The sequence below is a fragment of the Sphingobium sp. SCG-1 genome, assembly GCF_002953135.1.
Taxonomy (GTDB): domain Bacteria; phylum Pseudomonadota; class Alphaproteobacteria; order Sphingomonadales; family Sphingomonadaceae; genus Sphingobium.
This window is the reverse complement of the sequence record NZ_CP026373.1, coordinates 118,814-138,793: the sequence shown is the minus strand read 5'-3', so window position 1 is coordinate 138,793 and position 19,980 is coordinate 118,814. Positions and strand designations below refer to the sequence as shown.

The window sequence follows — 19,980 nt, the reverse complement described above, 5'->3', positions numbered from 1 at the left end:
TTCGCTTCATGATAGCGGTTTTCTATGATTCCATCGTGGCCATGGAAGCTACCATTTCGCGCATTCCGGACGATATCGAAGCCCTCAAGGCGGCGCTCGCGGCCGTGACCGCACGGGCCGATCAGGCCGAGGCGGAACTGGCTGGCGCAAGGGCCAGGGCTTCGGATGACCAAGCCCTGATTGCGCATCTCAAACTCCAGATCGCGAAGTTGCAGCGCGAACGGTTCGGGCCGCACGCCGAGCGGACCCGGCGGATTCTCGACCAGCTTGAGTTGCAGCTCGAAGAGCTGGAAGCGGCCGCCAGCGAAGACGAACTCGCCGCCGAGATTGCGACCAAGGCGACCAGCGTCGCCGCATTCGAGCGCAAGCGTCCGGCACGCAAGCCGTTTCCCGAGCATCTGCCGCGTGAGCGCGTCGTTCTTCCCGCGCCCTGCTCGTGCCCGGCCTGCGGCGGCACCCGGCTATCAAAGCTCGGCGAGGACGTCACCGAGACGCTGGAGGTGATCCCGCGCCAGTGGAAGGTCGTCCAGACCGTGCGCGAGAAGTTCTCGTGCCGGGATTGCGAGCAGATCACACAGCCGCCGGCACCGTTCCATGTCGTGCCGCGCGGCTGGGCCGGTCCCAGCTTCCTCGCGATGCTGCTGTTCGAGAAGTATGGACAGCACCAGCCCCTCAACCGCCAGGCCGAGCGTTTCGCCCGCGAAGGCGTGCCCTTGAGCCTGTCGACGCTGGCCGATCAGGTCGGCGCGGCGTCAGCAGCGCTCATGCCGCTGTACCGGCGGATCGAGGCCCACCTTCTGGCGGCCGAGCGATTGCACGGCGACGATACCACCGTGCCGGTACTCGCCAAGGGCAAGACCGATACCGGCCGATTGTGGGTTTACGTCCGGGACGACGCCCCATTCGGTGGGCCGGCGCCGCCTGCCGCGCTGTTCCATTATTCGCGCGACCGGCGGGGCGAACACCCCCAGGCACATCTCGCGACATGGTCCGGCATCCTGCAGGCCGACGCCTATAGCGGCTATGGCGAGCTATATCTCGCCGGTCGCCAGCCCAGACCGGTTCTCGAAGCTGGCTGCTTCGCCCACGCGCGTCGTAAATTCTTCGAACTGGCGGATGTCGAGGGCGCGGCACGCAAGAAGAGCCGGGGCGAGCGGACCGGCCAGATCTACCCGATAGCGCTCGAAGCGGTGCAGCGGCTCGATGCTCTGTTCGACATCGAGCGGGCGATCAATGGCAAGAGCGCCGACCAGCGTCTCGCCGCCCGCCAACAGCATAGGGCTACGCTGATGGACGATCTCCACGCCTGGCTAACCGAGCAAAGGGACAAACTCTCCCGCAACCATGACCTTGCCAAGGCCATCAACTACATGCTCCGCCGCTGGGATGTCTTCACCCGCTTCCTCGGTGATGGGCGGGTCTGCATCACCAACAACGCTGCCGAGCGCGCCCTGCGCGGCGTGTGTCTGGGCCGCAAGTCGTGGCTGTTTTGCGGTTCGGATCGCGGCGGCCAGCGTGCCGCCATCATGTACAGCCTGATCGGCACCGCAAAGCTCAACAATGTCGATCCGCAGGCATGGCTCGCCGATATCCTCGCACGCATCGCAGACCATCCCGCCAACCGCCTCGATGACCTCCTGCCATGGAACTGGTCGAAGTCGGGAACCGCGCTCGCTGCTTGAAAACCTTCATCCCGCGGCCTTCCGCAGATGCTTACCCTCATCCTGGAACCAAATCTATATGGGCTTGCGCTTCGGGAGGGTTGCCCTGACCTTTGCCAGCTCGGCTGCCGTCACGCTGTGGAACACCGTCTATCTCGGCCGCGCCGTTCAGCATCTGCGCGCCAGCGGTGTCGAGGTGCCGGACGAACTACTCGCCCATGTAGCCCCGCTGGGCTGGGAGCACATCGGCCTCACCGGCGACTATCTGTGGAGCGAGATGGACAAACCCCGCGAACGGTTCAGGCCGCTCCGTCTTCACCAGACCGGCCGCGACGCTTAGCGTACGTTTCCGAACATCCTCTCACCCGCCCCCGGCATGGGGTAGCCAGGCCGAGGATCGCGGAGGCGACGGCGCAGCGCGTAAAGCGGGATAAGGACCCCCCCGGAGCCGGGGAGCGCCGCCGATCGCATTGCATCGCGCATGGGGAGTAAGGGCGGCGGGTCGGATCACGACCAGGCCGAGCGCGATCGGAAGCGGGATCGCTCGAAGGAACGGGACAGGGGCCGCGAACGGTAATGGCGTCAGGGTTGACAAACGTACATACAGACGCCATTCTTCATCATGGATAGCAAAACTGTCGCTGGCTTCGATTGGGACGAAGGCAACCAGGCCAAATGCCAGAAGCATGGTGTCACGTTGGCGGAAATCGAAAGCGTGTTCGCCGGTACGCCGTCCATAGGGCCAGATGCCGCGCATTCTACGGTGGAGACGCGCTTTCTGGCGATCGGCCGCGCCAGCAGCGGACGACATGTGTTTCTGGCCTTTACCTGGCGCGAGCGGAACGGGGCCAGATACATCCGCCCGATCAGCGCCCGTTACATGCACGCCAAGGAGGTGCAGCACTATGAGCAAGGATAAACCCCTTCCGCTGTTGTCCAGCGATGAGGAAGCCGAGGATTTCGTGGATTCGGCCGATCTTACCGGCTATGATCTTTCTGCGCTCACGCCCACGCGGTTTGAGTTCGGCAGCAAGGACGCGCGGGTCAATATGCGGCTGCCCGCGCAATTGCTGGAACAGGTCAAGGCGACAGCGGCCAGCAAGGGCATGCCGTATCAGCGGTTCATTCGCCAAGCTCTGGAGCAGGCGCTGCACCGTTAAGGCGATCGAACATCATGGATGACAGCGACGATCCGGTGATGGCGCTGCTGGCGACCCAGCGGGCAGTGCTGGCGGCGGTGGAGAATCTGGCAGGCCAGGTCGAGGCGATTCAGTGCAAGGTGGACGCCATGGGCGAGACGCTAGCCCAGCTTGTCGCCGGCAGTGCCGGCGCTTCGGGTGTCGGCGTCGGTCGCGCACTGGCCTTGGGCGACAGGTTCAGGCAGGCCACCGACAAGGAAGCGGCGGCCGACCCGGAGCTACGCTCGGCGCAGGGAAATTATGTGGTGGCCCAGGCGATTGCCAGCAAGTTGCATAAGGGCGATTCTGAAGGCGTAGCGCGCGAGAATGCGCGGGTACGGGAGTGGATCGCGGATCAGCTCGACCAGGGCCGGGTGTTCGAGCCGGGTAAAGTGCGGAGCAGTGAGAAGGGCGTAGCGGCGGTGGTGGAGCCGATCCATGAAGAGATGTTTCCGAGGCGCATCAGGGCACCGCAGTCAGAGCGGGAGCGGTAGTTCTCGGCTCGTAGAGTGTGAGGATGATCGACGGCATTATCGCGAACATGGCATCCTCGTCGGCCGAGAGGATTATGTCTTCAATGGCGAGGTTTTCGCGGATTCAGCCATGTCCTCGCGCCATAGCGCCACCTCGTCCGGCGTGCCGCGCAGATAGTCAATCGCCCGCACCCGGGTGCGCAGCGTCCACGTCGATCGGCACCATCAGGCCGCTCCCGCGATCCTGATTTCCAGTGTCAGACCGGATGCCGTAGCAAGGTTCACCAGCGCATCGAGGGAGAATTTGCCGAGCTTTCCACGCAGCAGCTCGTTGAGCCGAGAGCGCGTGATGCCAGGGCGGGCCGCTGCTGCTCCCTGCCGCATGTCCCAGGTGCGGATACGGCTTTTCAGGGCCGATAGCAGTTCGGAGCGCGCCTTCATGTTTGCGGCCTCTGCCGGGGTGTCGGCCAGTGCGTCAAGGACGCTATCGAAAGTCTGGACTTCCATCACCTATTCCTTCCTCCATGCCTTATACCCATTTGTATTGTCGTTCAGACGATCGCCTAGAATCTTCACCGGGACAATCCCGTCATGGCAGAGCAGGAGCAGGAAATGATGGGGCGTGGGAGTGGATAGCGATCAACTCGACCAGGGCGACGGTTCGACCAAGCGCCATTATTGAGCCGGCTCATGAAAAGATGTTCGGTGAGCGCATCAGGGTTGTACGTTAGACAAGCCGAGAGCGGGAAGCAAACGGAATGGATGTATGTTCAACTACATGACAGCAATGTTGTCCTTCATCTGGAAGGCGTATCGGGTCCAATTAGAAATTGCCATGCAAGGATGACTGACATCAATTTCCATTTTCTCGATAAATTTAAATAATTCCGTCTCTTCTAATGTTAATCTCACCAGGAATAGATCGACGACATCAATTGCTGATTTGCGGTAACTTGACCAGTTTATTGTATCAGAGGACGGCCATTTTTGCATATGATCGATGTATGCGTCGAACCGGCGCCGCAAATCTTTTTTCGATCTATCAAAATACCGATTGACCTCAGGTCGTTCATCTAGCTCCAATTTTGTGTAGATGTAACGTTCTTTTGTCGCGAGAAGCTGCATCAGGGCGCTGGCGAAAGCCCAACGCGCGGACGCAAGTTGCTGGACGTCAGGCCGAACGTCCTGGCCAAGCAGGCCCTTGAGACGGGTAGCTTTGGTACGAACGTCGTCGTGATTAAACGCCAATTTCATATTCATGATCATCGCCCGGCGCTAAATTAATTAGCTACAGAGCTCACCATAGAGCTTCCCGGTATAAAATTGATTAATCCGGTCTCCAAATGTCGCGGCGTCCAATGCAGAAATCACAAGTTTTGCATCAGATCGAAACCCTAAGAAAACCAGTCCCTTTCCTGATGCAAAAATCTGATGCACGATTCCGGCCATGATCTACGGCTATGCGCGCGTCTCAACCACCGGCCAGGACTTGGCCCAACAGCTCGCCCAGCTTACCGCTGCCGGGTGCGTGAAAATCTACCGCGAGAAGATCAGCGGCGCGACGGTCGAGCGGCCCCAGCTTAAGCGCGCGATCGGCGCGCTGGACGATGGCGACGTTCTGATGGTGACGGCGACCGACCGCCTTGCCCGCAATACCCGCGATCTATTGAAGATCCTCCATGCGGTGAAGGAGGCCGGGGCTGGCTTCCGTTCGCTGGCCGAGCCGATGGTGGATACGACATCGCAATTTGCCGAGGTGATAATCGCGGTACTGGGGATCGCGGCGAGCTGGGAGCGAGAGCGGATCACCGAGCGCACAGCCGCAGGTCGTATCCAGGCTAGAGCGCGTGGCGTAAAATTTGGACGTAAGACGGCCCTCACCCCACATCAGCAGGCAGAGGCGTTGGATAGGCTGGCTGCCGGTGACAGGCAGCGCACCGTCGCCGCGCCGTTTGATGTCAGCCAGGCAACCATATCGCGGCTCGTCGCGCGGTAGCGTCCTCTTTACTATTCTGGCGAATTAGAGCTTTATGGTCACATGCAAACATGTGAACATGAAGGGGGGGCCACATGCCAACAATCGCTATAATCAGCCAGAAGGGTGGCGCAGGGAAAACCACCCTCGCCCTTCACCTGGCAGCCGCCGCAGAGGATGTGGGCCATACCGCCCTAGTGATTGACCTCGATCCGCAGGCGACGGCCAGTCAATGGGCAGCGTGGCGAAAAGATGCCCCGCCCGTGGTGATCGACAGCGCGCCCCCTCGCCTTGCCGCCAAGATCGAGCAGGCTACAGCCCAGGGCGCGGACTTTATCGTGATCGATACCCCGCCCCATGCCGACAGCGCCGCCAGTGCCGCCGTTGAAACCGCCGACTTGGTTCTAATCCCATGCCGACCGAGCGCCTTCGATCTTGCTGCCGTGCAAACAACGGCCAGCCTGGTGAAGATGCGCGGCAAGCCCGCCTTTGTGATCTTCACCGCCGGCAGCCCAACCGCCCCGCGCATGTATGATGAAGCCGCCCAGGTAGTGCAGGGCTACGGCCTTGAAACCTGCCCCTATATCATTGCCGACCGAGCCGCGTTTCGTCACGCAGCCGCTGAGGGCAAGACCGCCATGGAGATCGAACCCAATGGCAAAGCCGCTGAGGAAGTGCGTGAACTTTCCAAGTGGGCATGTCAGCATGTAAACATGCAAGCATCTAAGAAACGGAGGAACGCCGCATGAGCCGCAAAGGATCACTGCTCGCGCTTCGAGACCGCGAACCCGCACCAACACCCGAAGCGCCAGGCAAGGCGGCGACCATTCCGGCGGCAGCCAACAGCACCAGCACAACCAGCAGCCCGACCGCGCCGAGCCGTCAGGGCAAGATGGGCATGACGGGCTATTTCAGCCCCGAAATGTCGTTCGCCATGCACATGACCGCTCGCAAGAACGGCATGAGCCTACAGGACGCAATGGGCGACGCGTTTAACGACTGGCTCCGCAAGATGGGGGAAAGTCCTTAGGCAAGTAAGCATGTTCACATGCAAACATTGTAGTAGCTATAGAGACCACAGCGGGCGATGAAGCTATCTTCCGACCAGAAGAAAGCGAAAACACGGAGCGCGCCTTGAAAAAGACCTACCACGGAAGCTGTCACTGCAAGGCAGTCACTTTCGAGGCCGACATCGACCTCGCCAACGGCACAGGCAAGTGCAACTGCACTTTTTGCTGGAAGCAAAGGATGTGGAAGACCGCTCCGATGGAGCTTAGCGATTTCCGACTTCTGACTGGCTCCGATGCTCTTGGGGACTACGGAAGGTCAGGTGACTGGGGCGAGCAGCACCATCGCTTCTGCAAGCGATGTGGTATTGCCACACACAACGATGGCAATATGCCAACGCTAGGCGGTCATTTCGTTATGGTGCACGTAGCTGCACTCGATGACCTTTCGCCCCAAGATCTGCTGGCCGCGCCTATCCGTTGCGCCGATGGTCTTAATGATGCTTGGCAAAATGAACCCGATGAGGTGCGGCACTTGTAGGCCCGCTTTCAGGTATTGCGCGCCAAAAGCAGCCTGTCAGCCAGTCGCGTTGGACACTCAGAGTTAAATGTTTGCATGTGAACATGACGGCTTACCGGGATAAGTAGCGGATCAGCGCATTGGCTTGCGTTCATGCCGTTTCTTGCAAAAGCCGATGAAGGCACCGGCGGGGCTTTTGAGTTCGGGCTTGCCCATGTCGTGCCACCACGACACCCATTCGTCGTAAAGCGCGTAAACGTCATATCCCGGCGCGGCGGTTTTGGCGTCGTGCATGGTTTCAGGGTCGATGTAGGGCGAATCGTTGGCGATGCTGACAGGATCGGGCTTTGCCTTGAGGCCGGAGCGATTGCGAAACAGAATGACGTCATCGGCCATCGTGACGGCACAGTCCGGGAAATGGCCGTGGGCGGCGTCATGCTCGCAGACCTTCTTGACCAACGCCCGGAAAACCCGGAGCGGGCTGTTGGAGCCGCATTTCTTCTGTAGAAGCTCCAGTCCGATCTTCCATTCGTCCTTCATTCCGCAATGCTTGCGGGCCAGCTCATACATGCGCCGCTCGAACGGCTTGCGGAGCCGAAAATAGTCCCGGTGGAGAGTGAGGACGTTTTTGCTGATGACGGAGCAGTAAACCCATTCCGACAGGGTGATTTCGAGATCGAGCATCCGGCCATCGAAGGCCTTGCGGGTGATCTTGGCTTCCTCGAATCAAGCCGAAAATCCGCGTTTCCTCAACGCCACAGGTCTGAATGTTGGTCCGCACGGTGGTTCCACGCAGGCGGGTGAGAGCGTCGGCCATCAGCCGGTAGAGGTCATCGCAACGGATGTGTTCTGAATTGCGTTAGGTGAGAACGGGTACGGACGCGCCTTCAAGCGGTTCGCCGCACGCCAGCTAGGGCCATTTCCCGGTAGATGGTGGCGCGGCCGAGGCCGAGTTGCCGCGCGGCTTCGGTGGGCGACACCCCGGCTTCGACGAGCTTGAGCGCCGCGCTCGCCTTTTCCGGGCCGAGCGGACGGCGTCCTGGCAACTTGCCCTTGGCGCGCGCGGCGGCGATGCCGTCCTTCGTGCGTTCGGCGATCAAACGTCGCTCGAAATGCGCGATCGAGCCGAACACATGAAAAATCAGTTCGCCAGCGGCGGACGAAGTGTCGATTTCCTTGAGAAGCGGTTCGACAGCTTTGAAGTCTTGATCCAAATGGCCTAGAGGCGAGCCACGATATCCAGATATGAAACCGGCCGTGTTACGATTCAAAGCTGCATCACGTTTCGCCTGTTCGATCGGCAGCCGGACAAGGGCCTGATTACCGGAAAGATAAACCGAGCCTTCAGGCACGGCATATTTCGCACCGACGTCGGTCTTATGACCAGCCATGTGGTGTTCCCTCCACGTTTTGCCTGCGAGGCATTTGTCCGACGCACCGGCCCTTTCGCGCCCATCGCGACCGTCGGTCGCGATGGGCGCGTGCCACGGCGCCGTGTTCGAGTGTCTAAAAACGACCTTCCTGGCCAATCACGCTTCCAAAGGAGTTTCAAACGGCTTGGGAGGCGGCGCTACGGCTAGCGCCGCCCTTCACATCGCTTCTGCCGCCTCTGCGGACCTGGCAAGATCCAGGGCGACGTCCACGATCATATCCTCTTGACCCCCCACCATTTTCCGGCGGCCAAGTTCGACCAGAATCGCGCGCGTATCGAGGCCATGTTCAGCAGCAGCCTTTTCGGCATGGCGTAAAAAGCTCGAGTACACTCCGGCATACCCAAGTGTTAGAGTCTCGCGGTCGACACGCACTGGTCGATCCTGCAGGGGCCGAACGAGATTCTCCGCAGCGTCCATCAGAGCGAACAGGTCAGTTCCGTGATTCCAGCCCAATCGGTCTGCTGCAGCGATGAATACCTCAAGCGGCGCGTTTCCAGCCCCCGCTCCCATACCAGCAAGGGAAGCGTCGATACGCACTGCGCCATTCTCGACTGCTGAGATCGAGTTAGCAACACCGAGGCTGAGGTTGTGATGGGCATGAATACCGCGCTGAGTTTCCGGCTTGAGAACCCGATCATAGGCCTGTAGTCGTTCCGCCACGTCGCGCATGGACATCGCGCCACCGCTGTCGGTGACATAGACGCAATGGGCGCCGTAGGATTCCATCAGCGCTGCCTGCTTAGCGAGGGCTTCGGGCTCACTCATATGGCTCATCATCAAAAAGCCCGAGACGTCCATCCCCAGGCTGCGGGCATATTCGATGTGCTGACGTGAGACATCGGCTTCTGTGCAGTGGGTCGCAATACGCACCGAGCGCACGCCCAAGGAATACGCTTGCTTCAAATCATGAACCGTGCCGATGCCTGGCAGAAGTAGGGTGGTGAGAATGCTATGCTCAAGGACTTCGGCGACCGCTTCGATCCAATCCCAGTCAGTATGCGCGCCAAAGCCGTAATTGAACGAGGATCCCGAAAGACCATCGCCATGCGCAACCTCAATCGCATCGACCTTGGCGGTATCAAGCACCTTGGCAATCGCGCGAACATGATCCAGTCCGTATTGATGACGGATCGCATGCATGCCATCACGCAGGGTAACGTCCTGGATGTACAGCTTGCCTTCGGGGATGCAGGCCGTCGAAAGAGTATCGGTCATGCTGCTTCTTTCTGATAATGGCGGTTGGCGATACGCTCAGCGGTCCTGAAAGCCGCCGACGTCATAATATCGAGATTTCCTGCGTAGGCTGGCAAATAATGTGCCGCGCCTTCGACCTCCAGGAAGATAGATACTTTTGTACCGGTGAACTCGCCACCCATTTCCGGAATCTTGACCGGGGCATTGTTTCCGATACTTTCGAATTGTACGTCCTGTTTGAGTCGATAACCGGGTACATAGGACTGCACCTCCTTCACCATTTGCAGCACGTACTCTTCGATGGCGTCGGTGTCAGCTTCTGGACCAACCAAGCAGTACACGGTGTCACGCATAATGAGGGGCGGTGCGGCGGGATTCAGGACAATGATGGCCTTACCGCGCTTGGCACCGCCCACGCGTTCGATCGCCTGGCTAGTTGTCTCGGTAAATTCGTCAATATTCGCACGAGTTCCGGGACCCGCAGACTTGGAAGCAATTGACGCGACGATCTCACCATAGATGACAGGCGAGACGCGATTGACTGCAGCAACCATTGGAATCGTTGCCTGACCGCCACAGGTGACCATATTGACATTGATCTCGTCAAGATTGTCCATACCGTTAACGGCCGGGATCGTAAATGGGCCAATAGCGGCCGGGGTCAGATCGATGATCGTCTTGCCAAGTCCTCTGAGGATTCGATCGTGTTTCTCGTGCGCACCCGCCGAAGTCGCATCAAACACGATCTTGATATCGTCGAACCCAGGCATGGCCAGCAACCCTTCAATGCCCGATGACGTGATCGGCACGCCTAGTCGCTCGGCACGCTTAAGGCCATCAGACTCAGGATCCACGCCGACAAAGCATCCCATCTCTAGAATCTCGGACATCCGCATGATTTTAATCATGAGATCTGTACCGATATTGCCTGAGCCGATAATCGCTACCTTCGTTTTTGCCATCTGGCGTCTCCTTGTATGGTTATGAACGGCCAGGCACCGCTGATATTTCTAAACTTGATGCTTCATCGGGACCATGTCGCGACCCTGCCCACGAATGGCTTTGCCGACGCCTGCTTTGACGTAGTTCTGATTATGCGGTCGATACCTGACAGGATCGCCAGCGCATTTCGCAATGCCTTGGCCGTTCGCAATTATTTGCTCGCATCCGTGGCGCTCGCGCGACGAAAAACAAGCGACTCCGATTTACCTCACCAAACAGGAGGGTATTCAACATCGTCTCCCTTCACGCCGGCTCTTGGGCGGTGCTCCCGCACTGTATACTCGGGCGTTGCAGGGCACAAACTCCGGCGCTAGATATGGCCCATATGATGGAACGGTTCAGGCGGTCGGAAGAACGAAACGGCGTCGAAGCCCTGGCAAAGGGTTTGGATCTATTTCGGCTGATCGCAGACGACGGTGGTCAATCACGAATTTCCGAACTTGCGAGATATCTTGCCATCCCTCGGACAACATTGCATCGACTGCTCGGTGAACTCGCACGGCAAGGAATGATCACCCGCGTCGGCCATGGTCGGTATTCACTCGGCATTACGTTGGCAGAACTGGAAGCCACAGGACAGTTCAACGAGCATCTCATCTCAATAGCACGCTCGCCACTTCAACGCTTGGCGGATGCACATGGCGGCTCGGCGCACCTCGGCGTTCTCCAGAACGCAATGGTGACATATCTGGTCAAGACGAGCCACGTAATGGAGGGCCCTGACTTCACTAAAGAAGGCCGTCAGTTGGAGGCTTATTGCTCCGGGATCGGAAAGGTTCTCCTTGCAAATCGCCCCGCAGACTACATTGAGGCTTATCTAGCAGATGGTCCTTTTGTGCCCTTCACCCAGCACACCATAACATCGCCAAACGATCTGGAAAAATGCCTAGTCGCAGTGAGGCATCAAGGCTGGGCGTCAGATGATGAAGAGGCGGCAGATCACTTGCATTGTCTCGCCGTTCCGCTCGGCCGACCTGGCCGCAAGCCTGTAGCTGCCATATCCTTTTCCCGTTACGGGATCGTTTCAATGGGTAAGGATAGCAATATAATTTCAGCACTGAGAAGATGCGCAGAGGAAATTGCAACACTTCTTTGAACTCTTTCCCCCAAACCTCGATCAGAGAGTATCCTCTGCCGGAGTTGGGCTGTGATCTACCGCAACTCGGAACCGGATTCGAAATAGGCGCAATAGAAGCTTTGGACAACCGCGATCCTACTTTTACTCAATGGCAAAATAATCCATTCGTCGGTCCTCGGCCAGAAATAGGTCGACGATCTGCGTGAAACGGTTCGCATGCTCAATCTGGGTCCAATGACCGCAACGGCCAAACACATGGAGTTGTGAATCACAGATCAGTTCGTTTAAGCGGAGTGACGTCGCCAAGGGGATAACACGATCATCCCGGCCATGCAGAATGAGCGTCGAGTGTTTGAGCATGCGAATATCCTCGTCAGCACTCGCAAGAGCATCGACCCAGCGCTGCCGTGGTGCTGGAAACATGGCAGCAAAGGCATCCTGCACACCCGTTTGCATGCTCGCGCGATAGCGAAGCTCGGCCAAGTCATCATTGACGAGCCCCTCGTTAAACGCGAAGAAGTCCATGATGCGACGCATGTTATGGATGGAGGGCTCATAGCCCCATACGGCGTCCAACCCTTCAGTTATCTCGAAGGGGACACCGACGGATCCCATCAAAACCAATCGATTAACGCGTTCGGGATGACGGATCGCGAGCGCCAACGCCAGCGCCCCACCGAACGAATTGCCAATTATATCCGCGCTGGCAATCTCCAGGGTGTCGAGAAGACCTACAATATGAGTGAGCCAGGTTTCGAGATTATAAGTGATACTTGATGGACGATCGGTATATCCGAAGCCGACCATGTCTGGTGCTATGACGCGGCGTCCCTTTGCTAATTCGGGTATAACGAGGCGCCAATTCGCCCAAGCGGTAACGCCCGGGCCCGACCCGTGAATGAGGACGACCGGACTCCCGGCGCCAACGTCATGAACGTTTGTGCGTAGGCCATTGACCACGACGTTCTTACCGACTTCAGGGTTAAGCTTGTTCAACCTGAAATTCCCTTTTTCCACCCCTGCGAGCCATGTCGCCCCAAGAAGCTTAGATCGCACCGAACCGGATCGGTGCGTTTCCGCCACCGTCGCACGTCCGGTTTGGCGCCGACGGCTCGGCGCTCGCTTCGCACGTTAACCGCTGGAGTGAGCGGTTATCGATCACGCAGTAATCCATAACCGCTCTATTTTTGTTCCGCAGTCATTTTCGAACTACCCTGTCATCACGGTTGTGCTGCGTCTTCCTAGAAGCTCAGTCTGTAGCCAATCGAAAGGTTGTTCTGGGAATGTGTCACGCTGAGCGGCTGTGAGGTATTGGGTAGGCCATCGTTCGATACCCTTTCCTTAAAGGCATGTGAATATGCGAAGTCGATGGCTTGGCGCTTGCCAAGTTTGTAAGTCATGCCGGCCGACGCATGATATTTCGGGATGCCGGGAACAACCGCCAGAAGCGTGGCGCCCGGCGTTGCTTGAGAGGCAAATCTCGCGCCTGCGCGGAACGTCATAGGACCCATTTCATAGGCCCCGCCAATTGCCACAATGTCCTGGTTCCTGTAGTTCTGCGGGAGGAGCACGTTGATGTCTCCCCCGGCGTCGGCTTCGAATCCGACATTGATATTCTTCATGGCATCTTTCCAGAACACTCGTTGATACTCAGCAGTGATCAAGAGCTGAGCGCCAAATCTCTGAGTGACACCTACGGAAAGCCGCGCAGGCATCTGAAAGTCGCGGACACGGATCCTGCCGGTGAGCGGGATTTGCCCGGCGATAGTCGACACTGCCGTAAGTGTCGCAGGACCTTTCAGATCTGCGACATCGGTTTTGAAATTATATGCGCCGCCGATCGTTGTGGAGGGCGTCAGCTTGTAGGTGAAGCCAACACGTCCTCCGAGGCCCCAGCCGTCTACGCCGTTAAGTAGGTGATTATTCCGGGTTAAGCCAAAGTGGGCGGCGTCGAGACCGGGAATCCCACCAAGCACCGGTACGAGGCTACCACTGACTCTTCCGCTGCCGATAAGCGATCCCACCTGATCGGCCTGGAGTTGTAGGCCAAGGTTCAGCCCGATCCACACCGCATCGATCGAACCACCGATCGTCAGCCGGTCGGTTACTTTGACGCTCACCGCGGCAGGAATATCCAAGGCCAGCATGCGGCTTGAGTTGTCCAGACCCGTCGGCGCACCCGAAAGTCCGTTAGAAAGAAAGCTGCTCTTCCCATATTCGGTCCCAAGACCACCAAGCGCAAACGCGCCGATCCCGAAGGTAAATTTGCCCGAGCGCCTGATATACGCTAGCTCCGGGGCGAAATATGGCCCACGATTGCGTGAATGCGTGTGTGAGGCGGCTTTTGCTCCGGTGGCATCGTTGTAAGCATCGATATTGGTGGCTACCATGTCGAGACCGATGAGCAGCTGAGAATTTGAGTCGGGATCCAGATTGTCTGTTGAAAGTGATAAAGTTGCTGGATTGCTCATGATACCAGCAGGCCCTACGTCAAGCGAGACAGCAGCACCGCCCAGGCCGCGTGAGATCGCGCCAAATCCCTCCAGTGTAAAAACGTCGGTTGCCCAAGCCGGCGAAGCTGTGCCAGCTGCAAGAAGAACCAGTACCGTCGTGGTTTTGATTTTCATATTCCCTCTCCCTTTTTTTGTTTCTCATCGCAAGACTATAGCACTAGGGCCGAATAAGCATTTTCATGGCGCCATCAGCCTTGTCGTTAAACGTAGAAAATGCCGTTCCAATGTCTGCGAGCCTAAACTCATGGCTGAAGTAAGCTTCAGGCTGCAACCCGCCTCTTTCGAGCAACCGAAGTCCTTCCCACATTGCTGGTTGAACGTTTGCAAATCCGTTCATGTGAAGACTTATGTCTCGCAGAAATACATCAGCGGTGTTGAGAGCGAACTCCGGGTCGCAGAAAACTCCGATCGCAGCAATGGTGCCGCCAGGTCTTACCAGTGCGAGGGCGGCGTCCAGTGAGTCCTTCGTACCGACCACTTCGATCACCTTGTCGAACCCGCGACTCCCCGTTTCTGCCAACGCACGCTCGAGCCAACCCTCTTCGTCGACATTGATAATGATCGCGCCCTTGGCTCCGGCCAAGGCCAGGCGATGCTCAACCTTATCAAACACAACCACCGTTCCAGGCCGCTGGCCGAGCGCGAGGTCCAATGCCATAAGCCCGGTTGGGCCGCAGCCGATGACCGCCACATTCTCACCTGGCTCAATTGCGGCGAGACGCGCGGCAATCATCGCGGACGGCAGGTTGCATGACAAGGTGAGCGCAGCAGCGTCTGATATTGCTTCCGGTACGTGCATTGCGTGAGCATCCGCGTATGGCACGATCAATGCTTCGGCATGCGTACCATTGAGATCTCCGAACGGGACGCCAAACCCGTAAACCGCCTTTTTGGTGGTCTCACAATGCGCCGTCTGGCCGACATGGCACATGTAACAGTCGCCGCACGACGCTGAATAGGCGATTGTAATACGATCGCCACGTTTAAATTTAGATACGGCCGAGCCGGTCTCAGCAACGATCCCAATAAGTTCATGCCCCGTGGTCGATCTGCCTTTCTCCATGATCGCGTCCAGCGTGCCCCGATATATATGCAAATCGGACCCGCAGATCGAGGTTGCAGATACTTCGACCAGCATCTGATGATCCTCATTCAAGCTAGGCGCCTTGACCTCTTCGCATCGTATATCGTGCGGACCATGGTAAACTGCAGACTTCATGAAGCGAACCCTCCTTAAAAGAACCGGTCGAAGTGGATTTGCTCAAACGGGACCTTCATTTCGAGCATCAGCGCGGACTGCAACGCCGTCGCCATGGGCGGTGGACCAGCGAAATAGATCTCATGATCCTTTACCTTCTCGCCAAATTGTCTGATCACGCTTTCGTGGACGAATCCGGTCTCTCCGGTCCAGCCGGCCGCGTCCGCTGCTGCTTGGTCAGAGACGACAGAATGGAAGCGAAGTCGCTCGCCCCAGCAAGGAAACTCGTTAAGATGCCCTTCCCCGCAAAGATCAGCAGGCGTGCGTCCTCCGTAAAATATATGGATTTGCTTTGCTGCATGAGCGGGGTCAGACGCGAGCGCGCGAGCGATGGAGATTATTGGGGCAAGGCCTGATCCACCTGCGATACATATGACATCTCGTTGCGATGCTTCGACAATATGTGCCAAGCCTACAGGCCCATCAATCGTAAGGGCCTCGCCGATTTCAAGTCCAAACAGCCAGTTTGAAAACTCGCCGGTGACCACCCGCTTGATGATGAATTGCCAGTTACCCTGATCGTTGGGTAAATTGCTCATCGAGTAGCACCGGGTCTGGTTGGCCGGTCCTTCAAGAATAGCATATTGTCCCGGAAGGAACATTGCGGCCTTGGGTCCAACAAACGTAAACTCGCGCATGTCTGGTGTGAGATCCCGGAGCGCCGTCAGTCGCGCCGCGAATCTGTTGAAGCGGTGCTTCGGTTCGAACTCCCGCCGCGTTGTGACGCTGATCGTGACGTCCCCGACCGCACTGCTTTGACACGCAAGACGGAACCCCTTTCGCTTGTCACGCTCGCTTAAGCCGCCCGGATCCAACGAGAGATCCGAAAAGTCGCCTTCAACTGGCTTAAATCGACAACTACCACAGCCGCCAGAACTGCACTCATAGGGAAACCCTATCCCGGCTCGCAGCGCCGCCCGCAAGATCGAGCCGTCGACATGACTTTGAAGAAAGCGTTCGCCGGTTTCCTTGATTGTGATTTGACCGCCGGCCACTGCCTACCCCTAATCTTGAGCGTCGGTGCCCCCGCGGCTTATGGCCGCGAGGGACCGTGGCTTTAATCTTGCAGATTCAGACTGTTGTGGAACTGCTGCACTCGGCTCTTTGCTAAAGCAGCAACTTCAGCGTCGTCCGGTAGTCCCGCTGCAAAGGCGTCGATCGCAGCCGTTGCCATGGGCATCCATTTCGTGATCCACTCTGAAATCCGCGAACCATTTTCAGGTTCTGAGGTTGTAAAAGCGACCAGAGCGGTAGACCACCTGCGGTGACGCTCAGCATCGCGCATTTGGGCCTGAGACAGAAGGCTGTAGAGGGTGTCGCCAGCGTCGGTGGCGGCCTTCGTGAGCGCCCCAAACATGAGCTCCTCAATAGCAGGCTTGGCTACCAGATTGAGCGCGACGAAATGCTCTGCCCAATCCCAGGTTACCAGAACGCGCTCCATCATCTCGCGCAAACCCTGCCATGCAGGGTCCTCTTCCCACAACGATCGTTCGGCGACGCCAAATCCCGCCTGTGGGTATTCGTTCGCCAATTCACGCGTACGATATGCTGTATGGGTGAGCCAGCGCAGCGAATCCGCGGCCTGAAAAATCGCGCAGTTCGATATAGTGCTCGAAGGGGCGATCTGCATAAGATAGGCCGACGACATTTGAAGGGTGTGGAAAAGATATCGGGCCGGCGCATAGAGCTGTGAGAGCGTTCTTACCCAGTCGGCATCCAAGCTCTTGTCGTGCTCTCTATCGCTAAACTGATCCAGCAAACCGCCTACATACTGCTCCTGGCCGTCTTGGAGGATATTGTATGTACGATAGATTAGAGTGTCAGGATCCCGAAACTCATCCCAGTTCGTATGTTTGAGAGGGCTAGAATTGCAATATGTTCGGTACCATTCGTTCATGTGGATATTAGGATCGAGCTCCCATGGGCTCTCAGGATTGTTCTGGCGGTAATGGAGATTGGTAGACACGATTTCATATTCAGAAGGCCGCTTGCGACGTTCCGCTAAATGAGACCATGTCTTGAGGGGTTTCAGAACCTCGGGTGGAGCACTTGCCATAAATATCTTCCTTTATGTCCTAATATGTCTTCGTCAGGTAAAATCGGACGCGTTCCTGCGAGACATCAATTTGCCCTGAGAAAGACGTAAGGTTTATCTCAAGCTCCCGTACTTCAAACTTGCGGCCGAGCACCTCTTCCATGGTTGCCTGAGTAAGAAGACACTCTTGATCACACTCAATACGAATGTAGACGCCGCGATCGTCGATGAAGATCTCTTTGCCTGGATTGTCGATCTCTATCGCCTCTTGAGCGGCTTTGGCCACATCACCGGCTCGAATGACGGGCCCCACCCGGTTGTTCTTAGTCTCTGTAACAGCAGTCATATCCTATTTCCTCCCCTGATCGGGCTGTTATCAAGCCGTCTTACATTCGATCGTCTAAGTATGGGCCTTGCAAGGCGTGACACCGTCGGCATCCACATAAACGTCATCGCCATCCACCTTGACCGGATACTCAGATATGCGGCAATCAGTGGGGTTCAGGCCTTGTCCGGTATGCGCGTCAAATTGCCACAGATGGGCACGACACGTCAGAACGCCATTATTGAACGTGCCTTCGACCAGAGCAATTTCCTGATGCGGACAAATCCCCTGGAACGCCTTGATCGTTCCTCCAGGCAAGCAGACGATGAGGATTTCGCTGCCGTCCGAGGTTTCAAAGGCTTCCATTTCGCCTTCCCAAACGTCGTCGAGAGAGCAGACTTTTTCAAATGTCATCAGCCTTCCCTTCTCACACGTCGGAGAAGATGACGTCGATGGTTTCGGTCGGCAGCAAGCCAGCGTCCTTTAAACGCATCGCGCGCGGGAAAACCGTGCCAGTTGTATGCTGGCGCACACGCAACACTTTGCCAGGCTGTTGTTGAACACGGCGATCAACCGAATGTTCGGCACACGCAGCTGCCACCTCATCCATGGTTGCCTCGTCATCGACAGCTACGAGCTGGATGACGAAATCACCCTCGAAATTTGAACCAAGTGGAAACATTGCCATTCAAGATATCCTTCTCCGTAGGAGTGTCGGCATCGCCATTACGATGCCGACACTGTCGATCATTCCGCCGCGATGCTCATTTCCTGCAGCGCCCAAGCATAACCATGGGCGTCGTCACCCATCTCGCCCGGTCGCAGGCCCATGTAAGCCAAGCCTCCATTTAGGTCTGCGGGCTGGACCTTGCCGGCCAGGAACCGATCGATGAAGCTCATATGGCCTTTGTACCGGTTAGGATCTTGCTGGAAGCACCAGCGGTCTCCCTCCGAACCGAAGTGATAAAGGCGGCCCTCATGGACGAGCGGATAGTCTTTCACGTTCCACGCGTTACCAGGTGCGCCGACAAGCGGCAGATTGCACATGTTGCAAATCATCGGGAGGGTGGCTGGACCCGTCAGATCCATTCGGCCCTTTCGGACGTTGTCCGTGATCACGTCCCAGCATTTGCCGAAAGAGTCGTTCCAGCCGGGATACTTGTCCTCGAGCCAGTCACGCTGATCTGGAGCGACACCTGCCGCTGGGTTCCACCAGACTGTGGGGCGCCAATACCAAACGCCCATATGCATCGCGTGGTGCGTTTCATCAAGCGCGCGGAGAAACTCATCCCAGTACCACGGGGTATCAAGACCAAGGTCGGTGATCTGCCGTTCGAATTGGCCGATAATCCACTCTTGCATGAACTCCTTGAACGACTGCTTGCGGTGTTCAAGGGGCGTGTAATAGTCCATCATCGGACCCGTAAGCACACTGAATAGCTTCCACGAACGCCAGAATGCGACATCGATCATCTTCTGAGCATCTGCCTTTTTGCCGTTCTCGAGTAGGATCTTTAGCGCAGGCCCGCCCTGCTGCGCATGCCTTGCCTCGTCCGTCTGGATGCTTGAGATCAGGCTGGCAAAAGTATGATCGCCGGCTTCCGCTGCGTCGGCAGCAAGACCAAGAAACTGCATATTGGTGAAGCCGGTTTCGAAGGCGAATGTGAGCATAATTGAAACACTGAGAGCATCGCGAGTCATCATGATGTCATCAAAGAAATGCCGCGCGGCGATTGCAGCCCACTCGTTGGTATGCATCGCGCGATGCGCCCAGTCCCATTGGCGGCCACGCTTTGTGTGCTCGTGCGGGAAGAACAACTGGATTTGCCCATGACGGGTCTCGTCCATCATCCCGAAAGTCGCCATATTCCGGTTCCCCGGTGCCTTAGAAAAGCGCGCCATGCGCGCTTCGGCCGTCGCTGCTGCATATTCAGGAACCGCGATTGCGCCGTAATGCGCCTGAAGCGTGCTGATCCAGCCAGGATCGGCAGTTGCGACAAAGTTTGCACGCTCAAGTGCGGCCTTGACGGAATAGGCGCCGGCATCCTTCTCACGCTGTGTGTTCACGTAATCGTGATAGGTAACCTTGTAGGGCTCATCGTAGCTCTCCCACTTCTCAAGCGGAATACCTCGAGCACCTGTCATAGCCTCGGGGAAGAGTACGTCCTCGCTCACATATTTCGGTGTCCAGTTTGTCGCGCGCGTGAGGTCGTAATAGTCCTTTTGTGCCAATTTACTCATTCATCTCACTCCTATTATGTGAACGAAGGAACTTCGTGCCGCTTCTTACGAGAGGTAATCGCAAAGCGCGTGAAAATGGCCTGACAG

General features: G+C 57.4%; 25 protein-coding genes and 1 pseudogene. 11 read left to right on the top strand and 15 right to left on the bottom strand.

Going from position 1 to position 19,980, the window contains the following annotated elements; translation table 11 throughout:
* Positions 1-41: 41 nt before the first annotated feature.
* The 5 genes and pseudogenes from tnpC to C1T17_RS20430 all read left to right on the top strand — a co-directional run bounded on the left by tnpC (position 42) and on the right by C1T17_RS20430 (position 3,333).
* Entirely contained in the window at positions 42-1,682 is a 1,641-nt protein-coding gene (tnpC, locus tag C1T17_RS20450; RefSeq protein WP_104955568.1) for an IS66 family transposase, read from the top strand.
* Between the two features lie 100 nt (positions 1,683-1,782).
* Positions 1,783-2,001, top strand: a pseudogene (locus tag C1T17_RS20445) (Tn3 family transposase); the annotation flags it as partial.
* 282 nt (positions 2,002-2,283) lie between these two features.
* Entirely contained in the window at positions 2,284-2,580 is a 297-nt protein-coding gene (locus C1T17_RS20440; protein WP_104955493.1) for a BrnT family toxin, read from the top strand.
* Complete coding sequence (locus tag C1T17_RS20435; RefSeq protein ID WP_104955492.1) at positions 2,567-2,821, top strand: CopG family antitoxin; 255 nt, start codon at positions 2,567-2,569, stop codon at positions 2,819-2,821. Before C1T17_RS20440 ends, C1T17_RS20435 begins: the two co-directional genes overlap by 14 nt.
* 14 nt (positions 2,822-2,835) lie before the next feature.
* Positions 2,836-3,333, top strand: a complete 498-nt coding sequence (locus C1T17_RS20430; protein WP_104955491.1) for a hypothetical protein — start codon at positions 2,836-2,838, stop codon at positions 3,331-3,333.
* A 204-nt stretch (positions 3,334-3,537) separates the two neighbouring features.
* Here C1T17_RS20430 and C1T17_RS20420 read toward each other — a convergent pair whose 3' ends face one another.
* Entirely contained in the window at positions 3,538-3,819 is a 282-nt protein-coding gene (locus tag C1T17_RS20420) for a helix-turn-helix domain-containing protein (RefSeq protein WP_104955490.1), read from the bottom strand.
* Between the two features lie 267 nt (positions 3,820-4,086).
* Complete coding sequence (locus tag C1T17_RS20415) at positions 4,087-4,572, bottom strand: hypothetical protein (protein WP_145959052.1); 486 nt, start codon at positions 4,570-4,572, stop codon at positions 4,087-4,089.
* A 187-nt stretch (positions 4,573-4,759) separates the two neighbouring features.
* On the opposite strand from C1T17_RS20415, the gene C1T17_RS20410 reads away from it, so the two are divergent.
* The 4 genes from C1T17_RS20410 (at position 4,760) to C1T17_RS20395 (ending at position 6,835) form a co-directional block, all read left to right on the top strand.
* Entirely contained in the window at positions 4,760-5,308 is a 549-nt protein-coding gene (locus C1T17_RS20410; protein ID WP_104955488.1) for a recombinase family protein, read from the top strand.
* Positions 5,309-5,382: 74 nt separating this feature from the next.
* Positions 5,383-6,036 (top strand): ParA family partition ATPase, encoded by a 654-nt coding sequence (gene parA / locus C1T17_RS20405; protein ID WP_104955487.1) that lies wholly within the window; start codon positions 5,383-5,385, stop codon positions 6,034-6,036.
* Positions 6,033-6,317 (top strand): ribbon-helix-helix domain-containing protein, encoded by a 285-nt coding sequence (locus C1T17_RS20400; RefSeq protein WP_104955486.1) that lies wholly within the window; start codon positions 6,033-6,035, stop codon positions 6,315-6,317. Before parA ends, C1T17_RS20400 begins: the two co-directional genes overlap by 4 nt.
* A gap of 104 nt (positions 6,318-6,421) precedes the next feature.
* The gene (locus tag C1T17_RS20395) at positions 6,422-6,835 is read left to right on the top strand and encodes a GFA family protein (RefSeq protein WP_104955485.1); all 414 of its coding nucleotides are present in this window, start codon (positions 6,422-6,424) and stop codon (positions 6,833-6,835) included.
* Between the two features lie 111 nt (positions 6,836-6,946).
* Here the strand turns inward: C1T17_RS20395 and C1T17_RS20390 are convergent, their stop codons facing one another.
* Positions 6,947-7,498, bottom strand: a complete 552-nt coding sequence (locus C1T17_RS20390) for a replication initiator protein A (protein ID WP_262982756.1) — start codon at positions 7,496-7,498, stop codon at positions 6,947-6,949.
* 28 nt (positions 7,499-7,526) lie between these two features.
* Between C1T17_RS20390 and C1T17_RS22055 the strand changes: the two genes are divergently transcribed.
* Positions 7,527-7,667 carry a hypothetical protein gene (locus tag C1T17_RS22055; RefSeq protein ID WP_317617075.1) on the top strand — a complete coding sequence of 47 codons (141 nt, stop codon included), beginning with the start codon at positions 7,527-7,529 and terminating at the stop codon, positions 7,665-7,667.
* A 34-nt stretch (positions 7,668-7,701) separates the two neighbouring features.
* Here C1T17_RS22055 and C1T17_RS22050 read toward each other — a convergent pair whose 3' ends face one another.
* The 3 genes from C1T17_RS22050 to C1T17_RS20375 form a co-directional block, all read right to left on the bottom strand.
* The gene (locus C1T17_RS22050) at positions 7,702-8,205 is read right to left on the bottom strand and encodes a recombinase family protein (RefSeq protein ID WP_317617074.1); all 504 of its coding nucleotides are present in this window, start codon (positions 8,203-8,205) and stop codon (positions 7,702-7,704) included.
* 198 nt (positions 8,206-8,403) lie between these two features.
* Positions 8,404-9,462, bottom strand: coding sequence for a 4-hydroxy-2-oxovalerate aldolase (gene dmpG / locus C1T17_RS20380; RefSeq protein ID WP_104955484.1), 1,059 nt, complete (start codon positions 9,460-9,462; stop codon positions 8,404-8,406).
* On the bottom strand, positions 9,459-10,403 hold the full coding sequence (locus C1T17_RS20375) for an acetaldehyde dehydrogenase (acetylating) (protein WP_104955483.1): 945 nt from the start codon (positions 10,401-10,403) through the stop codon (positions 9,459-9,461). The genes dmpG and C1T17_RS20375 overlap by 4 nt, the downstream gene beginning before the upstream one ends.
* A 365-nt stretch (positions 10,404-10,768) precedes the next feature.
* Here C1T17_RS20375 and C1T17_RS20370 point away from each other — a divergent pair, with 365 nt between their 5' ends.
* Complete coding sequence (locus C1T17_RS20370) at positions 10,769-11,539, top strand: IclR family transcriptional regulator (RefSeq protein ID WP_189338619.1); 771 nt, start codon at positions 10,769-10,771, stop codon at positions 11,537-11,539.
* A 123-nt stretch (positions 11,540-11,662) separates the two neighbouring features.
* Here the strand turns inward: C1T17_RS20370 and C1T17_RS20365 are convergent, their stop codons facing one another.
* The 9 genes from C1T17_RS20365 to C1T17_RS20325 all read right to left on the bottom strand — a co-directional run bounded on the left by C1T17_RS20365 (position 11,663) and on the right by C1T17_RS20325 (position 19,893).
* Positions 11,663-12,517, bottom strand: coding sequence for an alpha/beta fold hydrolase (locus C1T17_RS20365; protein WP_104955481.1), 855 nt, complete (start codon positions 12,515-12,517; stop codon positions 11,663-11,665).
* Between the two features lie 245 nt (positions 12,518-12,762).
* Positions 12,763-14,148 carry an OmpP1/FadL family transporter gene (locus tag C1T17_RS20360; protein WP_104955480.1) on the bottom strand — a complete coding sequence of 462 codons (1,386 nt, stop codon included), beginning with the start codon at positions 14,146-14,148 and terminating at the stop codon, positions 12,763-12,765.
* Positions 14,149-14,191: 43 nt separating this feature from the next.
* On the bottom strand, positions 14,192-15,253 hold the full coding sequence (locus tag C1T17_RS20355) for an alcohol dehydrogenase catalytic domain-containing protein (protein WP_104955479.1): 1,062 nt from the start codon (positions 15,251-15,253) through the stop codon (positions 14,192-14,194).
* A 14-nt stretch (positions 15,254-15,267) separates the two neighbouring features.
* A complete protein-coding gene (locus C1T17_RS20350) occupies positions 15,268-16,287 on the bottom strand; it encodes a 2Fe-2S iron-sulfur cluster-binding protein (protein WP_223262968.1) in 1,020 nt (339 codons plus the stop codon).
* Positions 16,288-16,349: 62 nt separating this feature from the next.
* The gene (locus C1T17_RS20345; RefSeq protein ID WP_104955478.1) at positions 16,350-17,348 is read right to left on the bottom strand and encodes an aromatic/alkene monooxygenase hydroxylase subunit beta; all 999 of its coding nucleotides are present in this window, start codon (positions 17,346-17,348) and stop codon (positions 16,350-16,352) included.
* Positions 17,349-17,367: 19 nt separating this feature from the next.
* Positions 17,368-17,673, bottom strand: coding sequence for an MmoB/DmpM family protein (locus C1T17_RS20340; RefSeq protein WP_104955477.1), 306 nt, complete (start codon positions 17,671-17,673; stop codon positions 17,368-17,370).
* A 54-nt stretch (positions 17,674-17,727) separates the two neighbouring features.
* Complete coding sequence (locus C1T17_RS20335; protein WP_104955476.1) at positions 17,728-18,066, bottom strand: Rieske 2Fe-2S domain-containing protein; 339 nt, start codon at positions 18,064-18,066, stop codon at positions 17,728-17,730.
* Between the two features lie 13 nt (positions 18,067-18,079).
* Positions 18,080-18,340, bottom strand: coding sequence for a toluene-4-monooxygenase system B family protein (locus C1T17_RS20330; RefSeq protein ID WP_104955475.1), 261 nt, complete (start codon positions 18,338-18,340; stop codon positions 18,080-18,082).
* Positions 18,341-18,399: 59 nt separating this feature from the next.
* Positions 18,400-19,893: a toluene monooxygenase gene (locus C1T17_RS20325; protein ID WP_104955474.1), complete on the bottom strand. Its 1,494-nt coding sequence runs from the start codon at positions 19,891-19,893 to the stop codon at positions 18,400-18,402.
* Positions 19,894-19,980: the final 87 nt, after the last annotated feature.